Origin of the sequence: Deinococcus misasensis DSM 22328, from assembly GCF_000745915.1 — a bacterium.
Lineage (GTDB): Bacteria > Deinococcota > Deinococci > Deinococcales > Deinococcaceae > Deinococcus_C > Deinococcus_C misasensis.
This window is the reverse complement of sequence record NZ_JQKG01000089.1, coordinates 1-7,320: the sequence shown is the minus strand read 5'-3', so window position 1 is coordinate 7,320 and position 7,320 is coordinate 1. Positions and strand designations below refer to the sequence as shown.

The window sequence follows — 7,320 nt, the reverse complement described above, 5'->3', positions numbered from 1 at the left end:
ACTGGGCAAGCAGGGTAAAAAGGCTTTGTTGCTGGTGTGGGACAACGCCAGTTGGCATATCAGCAAACAGGTCATCTTCTGGATCAAGCAGTACAACCGTGAGGCAAAAGCATCAGGTGGAGTGCGGATTTTGAGTGGTTTGCTGCCGAAAAGAAGCCCCTGGCTGAATCCCATCGAACCGAAATGGCTACATGGCAAACGGGCGGTGATACCTGCTCAGGGCTTGCTTTCGGCGAAGGAATTGGAGTCTCGGGTCTGCGCTTATTATGCGTGTCCAAAATTGGAGCCCCTTGCACAACCTCTTTCGTGATCATGCACTAGGTGCTTTTTGGCCAGGATGTCAAAAACTTTTCCTCCAGGTGTGAGGCTGATGGACGCGTGACGGTGGGCAAGAATGACTGGAATCATCGAATTCTGGTAGAGGTCCGATTCGAAAGTTGTAATGACCTTTAACGCCCGGCCCATGGTGGTGTAACCGTCCATATTCATTTTCTCTTTTTGGAAAGCCTGTTCGTCTTTCTTTTCCGATAGAGGGTAAGCAAGGCACATGGGAAAGAGGCGCCCTTCTTCCGTTTTGACCAGGAAATCCTGCCCGTAGTATGTTTCCTGTCCAAAATTGGCGGTGCGTCCACGCTTTGACACGTCAATGAAATCATACCGGTATTGATCACTGATGGGGAAGATGCTGCCGTCGGGCAGTAAGGCCTTGATCAGGTTGGCGTGATCTGCCAGTCCTCCTGTTTTGCTGAGCCCCATGACCACTGGGACGTCATGCCCTTCTTTCTTTTGCCCTTGGTTGATTTCGTGCAGGAGACGCATGATGCCTGTGTGGAGTGGCGCAGGGTTGCCAAGTTTGAAGGTCAGAAGACTTGAAGACCAGAGGAACAAATCCAGCCCTGCAACACCGTTTCCAGAATCCTCGCCATCCCTTCATTGCAGGTGGAGCCTGACCTACCTGGGGTGTTCTGGACTCACTTCCCCTGAAGTTTGCCATAATGCATGGCCCAATCCCGTTGGTCCTTGAACTTGCTGTGGTGCTTTCGGCCGTCAATCACCACATGCCACTGGCCCCACGGGATGGGATGGTCCCCGGTGTAGGCAGCAAACTCCGCCTCCAGTTTCAACGCCAAGGCCCGAACCACCCCCGCCTGCGGGTGATCCAATTCGAGGGTTGGCAATGATTCGAGAGAAAACGTATTTTTTTGAGAAAATTCCTCGTCTCACAAAGCGATTTTCAGACAATTGGTTTCTAAAAGGACAAAGTGGTCATGTGTTTTTTCTTTGCAACGTACCTTACAACCGTTTGGCACATCTGAAAACGCCTGGCTTGTGATCAAAAGCCATTGTAGACAGCTTGCAGTTCAGGTTTCCCGCCAGTCTTCCACCAAGAGGCCAGACACCCTTTGGTATTCCCGGGTATTGGAAGTGACCAGCACCAGACCATGGCTGAGGGCCGTTCCGGCAATCATCACGTCATAAGGTCCTATCGGCAACCCTTGCTTTCTGAGGGCAGCCCGCACGGCAGCTGTGGCCCGCGCTTCTTTTTCTTCAAAGGGCAACACCGTGACCACCTGGAAGAACTGCGAGAGCACCGGGCGAAGCACTTTTGCTTTTCCTGGGGTGAGGGCCAATCCGTACTCCACTTCCATCACCGTAACACTGGACACCGCTAGGTCATCCGGAGAGAAACCGGTCAGTTTGGAATGCACCGGTTCTTCCCCTCTGGCCCAGCGGCTCAAGGTGTCGGTGTCGAGCAAATAAATCACAGCTCAATGTCTTCCTGTTGCCGGAGTTCCTCACGGTGGGCCTCAAAGGGGGTGAGGTCCGGGATGCCTTTGAAGTCCATCACAGCTTTGGGCCACTGGTTTTTCTTTTTGCGGCTTTGCCGTTCGACACCCTCAATGGGAATGAGTTGCACCAGGGGCTCGCCATCCCTGGCGATGATTACTTCTTCACCATTGAGGGTGTCCTGAACAAGCTGGGACAGTCGGGTTTTGGCTTCATGCATGTTCACCTGGGTCATCAAACCACCTCACAAGTTAGCTAAGTTCATTTTACTTGAACAGGGTTGGGGAAGGTGAGACGCACCAGCCATCCATGCACAACCAGTTGCATGCAGTTAAAAACAAATCTGGATGCTGTATTCATCAGCATCCAGAAAATCAACGGACGTATTCCCAGGCTTATGCAGGAACAGGAGCCGGTCCAGGACTCGGCGGGGTTGCCGCAGGTGCATGGCAATACTTGTGCCAGAAGGCCCGGAACAGGTTCCGGGTCGCCAGGTTGTGGAACCGCAGGTAGCGCCCGAACAAGATGCGTGCCACCACCAGGTGACTCACCACCCCATAAACGGTGTTGAGGTTCCACCCTGGCTCCTTCAGCAGCCACAACAGAAGACTGGCCAGGGTGACCACCACCAGGCCCTGGAAGAAGTCGCCGAAGGCATCCATGCGTTCGCGGCCCTGCAATTCCTCTTTGGTGAGCTTGCCGTAACAAAAGCTCCAGCACTTGCCCACGTCCAGGCTCTGTTCGGTGCAGCCCCGCATTTCCGCCACCTTCTTGACCACTTCCCGGTACTCGTCCTGGCCGTAAAAACCGTTGTTGTTGGGTTTGTTCGCCCGCCACGGCACGTACAGACTCATCAGAACCCACAGCACAAATTCGAAGACCACCCGCAGCAGGTAGACACGGAAGTACCACTGCAAAGGGTGGTTACTTTTCAACAGCATCTTCTGGTGCCATGGAACACGGGAACGGTGATGGTTTTGCACCCCCTGGTACCATTTCAGCACCACCCCATACTGCTCGTGCACCTCAGAAGACAGGGCCTTCAAAAAATGCCCCAGGATGAAAGCTGCCACCGCCAGCAGCAACCATTTGGGTGCCCCACCCAGGTCCGGTAGGGGTAGCTTGGGGTGGTGAAAGAACACCACGATCACCATCACCAAGCCGGGAATGATGATTGCAATGCCCTCGTAAAAACTGAGCTTCAGGGCTTCCATCAACGCTTTCAGGTCAGGCATCTTGCACCTCCTCCATGGGCACCGCAGGCTTCAGGTCGTCCAGGAAGAAATGGTGGTCTTTTTGCCCCACAATCCCCATCAGGGCCGGGAAGCCTTCCACCCCGAGCTGCTCCTGCAACCAAGTAAACATCATGATGTCATCCAAGCTGGGCCGTGCAGGGACCCCATCCGGGTGGGAATGCCACTCCCCCAAATAGGTGAGGTTCCGCAAGGTCACCTGCCGGATCCGTTCGTAGGTGAAGAGCAGCTTCCTGGACCCCCGAATGAAGGTCTTCAGGGCCTTCTGGCTGTCCTCGGGGGCACCGAGCACCCCGGTGACATACAGGGTCTTGCGGGGCAGGTCCCGGGTGCCAATGAGGGTCCCCCCGGTTTCACCCGGCAAATCGGCACTGCGGAGGGCCTGCATCTTTTGCAGGGCGGTCGGGGACACCTGCAACGTCCACCCCCCCGTACGGTACTTGAGGGGCACTTCAGGGGTCAGGGTCAGGCGGGTGACTTCGCCCGTTTCCGGGCTGGCCCGCCACAGGAAGATGCCCGCCTCCTTGCCTTTCAGGATGCCCTTTAAGACCCGGCTGGCGGTCGCGCTGTGCAAAGCCACCAGGTCCTGCGGGAGGCGGCTGCTCACATCCCGGCAACCCGTGCCATACCACAACAGGTCATCGGGCCGCTGCAGGTGGTCGTGCAGGTCCTCGTTGTCCCACAGCCACTGGTAGTACTGCACCTCCAGCTGGTCCAGGGTGAAGGTCCTCCCCTCATCCTCGGCGAGCACCACCAGGTCCCGGCCGGAAGGGCTGAGGAACACGCTGACCCTGCGTGCCGGAGACTGCACGTTCAGGGCCAGATGCCGGGCTGCGGCCACCGAAGCAGAGAAATCCACAATCACCCGTGCCTCCTGCAGGGCCTGCTGCAGTTCCGGGGTGGGGGTGGCGAAAATGTTCTCGTGAAAAGGCCGTACCAAGTCCTGGTCATCAAAATTCCGGTTCAGCACCCCGGCCACCTCAGCCGCCTTGGACTGCCCGGTGTGGATGGCAGTGAGCAGGTGCCGGGCAGCATTGTGCGGCATGAACACATCATCGTCCACCGCGCCCCAACGACCGAAACCCGCACGGGTCAAATTGGCCAGCACCTGAGAGCCCAGAGCACCCACCCCGACGGCCAGCATGTTGCTGTCTTCAGGGTCGTCGCCGTTAAAGCGGGCTGCCGCCTCTGAGGACAGGAAAAACGACACGTTCATGGCCTCGATGGGCACCTGCTTCGACTGTTCCAGCACATCCAGAGAAGGAAACAGGTTTGGGCCCACCATCTCTCCCTCCTGAAACAGCCAGTCCAGCTGCAAGCCAAGTTCCCGGATGGTCAGGGTGGGGCTGAACACCCGAATGTCCTGGCTTTCCACTTCTCCTCCGTCCACCCGGGTGGTCGGAAAGCCCAGAAGCAAATATCAGCGGGCTTGCAGGTACCCACCCGCTTCGATGATGGCGCAGAACTCTTGTCGCAAGGGCGCGAAGAGGTCCACACCGAACCCCTGCAGGAACTGGTGCAAATCAAACAGGGTGGCGGGCAGCCGGGTGAGCGTGTTGTGCTCTGTGGCAGGAAGGCCATGCAAGCTGAGCAGGGCGGGTTTGCCTGCCTTTCCAAAGTCCCCTTTGTTCCCGGTAAGAGTGGTTTTCACCCCATGGGCTTCCCTTTCCATCACGTGCATGGACAGAATGCTGGTGGTGGAGAAATCGATGCTGCTGGGCAGCACCATCTGGTGGGCGGACTGGTGAAAGAAGGCCTGTAAGGGCTGGTTTGCTTCGTGCAGTTCACCCCGCGCCGCCCGCCGCATCCACTGGGAAATGCGGGCCAGCAGTTGCTGTCCGGTCAGCTGGGCCCTGAGTTCCTCAGGTGGAGTGGTGTACAGGCAGATCACCAGGGGGGTCCCTGGGTGCATGTTGATGGTGTGAGGCAGGGCCGGAAAATCACTGCGCAAGGCGCACACCTTTGGAATGCCCTGGTCTTCATGGTGAAACCACAAAGCCAGCCGTTCGGTTTCCTTAAGGTCGCAGGCAGGGTACTGGGGCAATTCAACCGTGACATCCATCGCCAGAAGATCGTGGTTCTCGAACTGCATCACCCCGATCAATGTCCAGTACTGGCCCAGGTCCCCTTGCAGGGCCTGAAGGGCCTCCCTGGCCAGCCTGGAACGCAACTGGTCCGGGGAGGAGATCACCCCCCCGGACACTTCGATGTGGCCCCCATCACTCCCCTCCCACGCGGGGAGACTGGGTGGAGAGGGATGCCCCCAGGGCAGAAGAGACCTTCTGCAGCACCGAGTAGCCCGTCTGGGTGATCTCGATTTCCAGCGGCTTGGGGTTTTCCTTGGTGGGGTACTCCTGGGTGACGTACCACTTGCCGAACTTTTTGCGCTTCACGTCCAGGTAATAATTTTCGGCCTGAAAGTGCGGGGGTTGGATGGTGTCAACGTCAGGGACGGGGTCGCTGGTGGACACCATGATGCCGTTTGCCTCCCCCTGCTCCTCCATCAGCCACTTCACGTGGTCGTTGGGGGTGGTTTTGGTTTCGCCCTTCTCGGCGCAGTTCAGGGACTTGTAGCTGCAGTGGTGGGAGATTTTCATGATGGCCCACTTCAGCCGGTCCTCGTTGTGGTGGTCTTTGGTGATCTCGACGATGTTGTAGATGGTGTCGGCGTTCACGTCGGCCATGAACAGGACCTGGGTGATGCGGCCCCCTGCACGGAAGCGGGCCTGGAACACCAGGGATTCCTCGTTGCGCTTGTACACACCGGTGGCGTCGATGGTGCTGGCAAAGGGCATGTGGATGAAGAACTCAGCGTTGTCCCAGGCCATGTTGAATTCGGGGGGATACTGGCCTGCGTCGGTGATCAGGTGTGCCCGCTCTTCCAGGGTGAGTCCTTCTTTTTCCAGCCATGCCCGGAGCAATTCAGGCTTGGAGAACACCCGGATGCCGTATCCTTCGCGCAGGCGGTGCCGGGCTTCCCGCTGGATCACGAACTGGTGCACAGCTCCCGCTGGGACTCGTAAATGAAGGCTGCTGGGACCCACAGGACGTCGATCTTGATGCGGTCATCGCCCTGGCGGCTGGGAGACGAGTCAAAGTGGAAGAATTCATCAGCCCCCTGGGTGTGGTCCTGGTCGGCGTGGGTGAAGGCTACCACGTTGTAGCTGGTGCGGTCGGCGGCTTCCAGGTCGGCTTTGAGGAGTTCGGAAAGCTTGCAGTACTTGTCTCCATCTCCAGAGCGGTCGGCGAAATCGATCAGCATTTTTTTGCTGTTGTTGTTGATGTCGACGAGGGTGGTGTCAGCGTTACCAGAAGGGTAAAAAGTGAGCTTGTGCATGGTGGTGCCTCTGGGTCGGAAAAAAGTCAAATGGAGCTGTGGTTGCTGCACAGTGAAAGTGGCCCTTTGACCCACTGGGGCAGGAAAAGGGTGCAGCAACACAGGGTGTCCACATTGAAGTGACACTCGTCTGGATTTTGTGAATGTTTTTGAATTCTCAGGTGTGGTATCGTGTGATTACGGAAAACACGACACGGTGCTGAGGGGCCTGCCTTTCTGTGCTGTGGGGGGAAACCGCATTGAGGGTAGGACTTCAATGCGGTTTTTTCTTTGCCCCATTGCACTCAGAGGTTGGGGTGTGCACCAGGTGCGACCTCATCACTGGAAAGTATAGCACAGCTGTCAGGGGTTATGAAAATAGCGTAATGCGGGCTCGTGTTACTCTCAAATTTAAGTGGCAAGTCACAGGCACAACACCAGGGTGGAACACGGCATTGCAGTAAGAACGTCAGAACTGTATCAGAAGCACCACCTGAACTCTTGCCAGCTCATTGTTTTTTAGAATGCTCGTTCACAATATGAAAGAGCAACGCTGAAAAGAAATCATCCAGCTTCGATTGGGAAAGCTTGCCTCCAATAGACATCTTCTGGTATCTGCGAACTTGACTCTGGTGGTCTTTGCCTCAGTACCCGACAAGTTTGGGGAACAACAGGTGAAGGCCTTCCAGTAAAGCCCACAATGGCTTCCTGAATAACTCCAGCAGCAGAGAAATCCCCACCCGAAAGACACTCCGGGCCAAACGACCATGTTTCTTTTTTGGAATCTGAACCCTTTCGCCCAGTTTCACCGCCCACACGAACACCACTGCCAGTAGGCACACCAAACGTTCCAGGTGCCGAGCATCCGTCATGTGGGTGTTCTCCAGCCGAAAACCCAGAGACTTGAGGTTCTTGAAAAGACATTCAATCCGGAACCTTTTCAAATAACGTTCAAGCAAAAGG

General features: G+C 56.6%; 10 protein-coding genes and 1 pseudogene. 1 reads left to right on the top strand and 10 read right to left on the bottom strand.

Going from position 1 to position 7,320, the window contains the following annotated elements; all coding sequences use genetic code 11:
- Positions 1-310, top strand: a 310-nt coding sequence (locus Q371_RS26670; RefSeq protein WP_211253888.1) for a transposase, incomplete at its 5' end; no start/stop codon positions are given.
- Here Q371_RS26670 and Q371_RS23060 read toward each other — a convergent pair.
- The 10 genes and pseudogenes from Q371_RS23060 to Q371_RS23020 form a co-directional block, all read right to left on the bottom strand.
- Positions 265-819 (bottom strand): hypothetical protein, encoded by a 555-nt coding sequence (locus tag Q371_RS23060; protein WP_157442910.1) that lies wholly within the window; start codon positions 817-819, stop codon positions 265-267. The genes Q371_RS26670 and Q371_RS23060 overlap by 46 nt on opposite strands.
- A 152-nt stretch (positions 820-971) precedes the next feature.
- On the bottom strand, positions 972-1,130 hold the full coding sequence (locus Q371_RS23055) for a hypothetical protein (protein ID WP_157442909.1): 159 nt from the start codon (positions 1,128-1,130) through the stop codon (positions 972-974).
- 231 nt (positions 1,131-1,361) lie between these two features.
- Entirely contained in the window at positions 1,362-1,766 is a 405-nt protein-coding gene (locus Q371_RS23050; RefSeq protein WP_034345309.1) for a PIN domain-containing protein, read from the bottom strand.
- On the bottom strand, positions 1,763-2,023 hold the full coding sequence (locus tag Q371_RS23045) for a type II toxin-antitoxin system Phd/YefM family antitoxin (protein WP_034345306.1): 261 nt from the start codon (positions 2,021-2,023) through the stop codon (positions 1,763-1,765). Before Q371_RS23045 ends, Q371_RS23050 begins: the two co-directional genes overlap by 4 nt.
- Before the next feature lie 160 nt (positions 2,024-2,183).
- Entirely contained in the window at positions 2,184-3,023 is an 840-nt protein-coding gene (locus Q371_RS23040) for a hypothetical protein (protein WP_034345303.1), read from the bottom strand.
- Entirely contained in the window at positions 3,016-4,416 is a 1,401-nt protein-coding gene (locus tag Q371_RS23035; protein ID WP_157442908.1) for an anti-phage 6A-MBL system cap2_3 protein, read from the bottom strand. The genes Q371_RS23040 and Q371_RS23035 overlap by 8 nt, the downstream gene beginning before the upstream one ends.
- A gap of 45 nt (positions 4,417-4,461) precedes the next feature.
- Entirely contained in the window at positions 4,462-5,232 is a 771-nt protein-coding gene (locus tag Q371_RS23030) for a hypothetical protein (protein WP_157442907.1), read from the bottom strand.
- A gap of 28 nt (positions 5,233-5,260) precedes the next feature.
- Complete coding sequence (locus tag Q371_RS23025; protein WP_051965129.1) at positions 5,261-6,043, bottom strand: anti-phage 6A-MBL system MBL-fold protein; 783 nt, start codon at positions 6,041-6,043, stop codon at positions 5,261-5,263.
- Positions 6,028-6,378 (bottom strand): ComEC/Rec2 family competence protein, encoded by a 351-nt coding sequence (locus Q371_RS26260; RefSeq protein ID WP_157442906.1) that lies wholly within the window; start codon positions 6,376-6,378, stop codon positions 6,028-6,030. The genes Q371_RS23025 and Q371_RS26260 overlap by 16 nt, the downstream gene beginning before the upstream one ends.
- Positions 6,379-7,001: 623 nt before the next feature.
- A pseudogene (locus Q371_RS23020) lies at positions 7,002-7,320 on the bottom strand (IS4 family transposase); the annotation flags it as partial.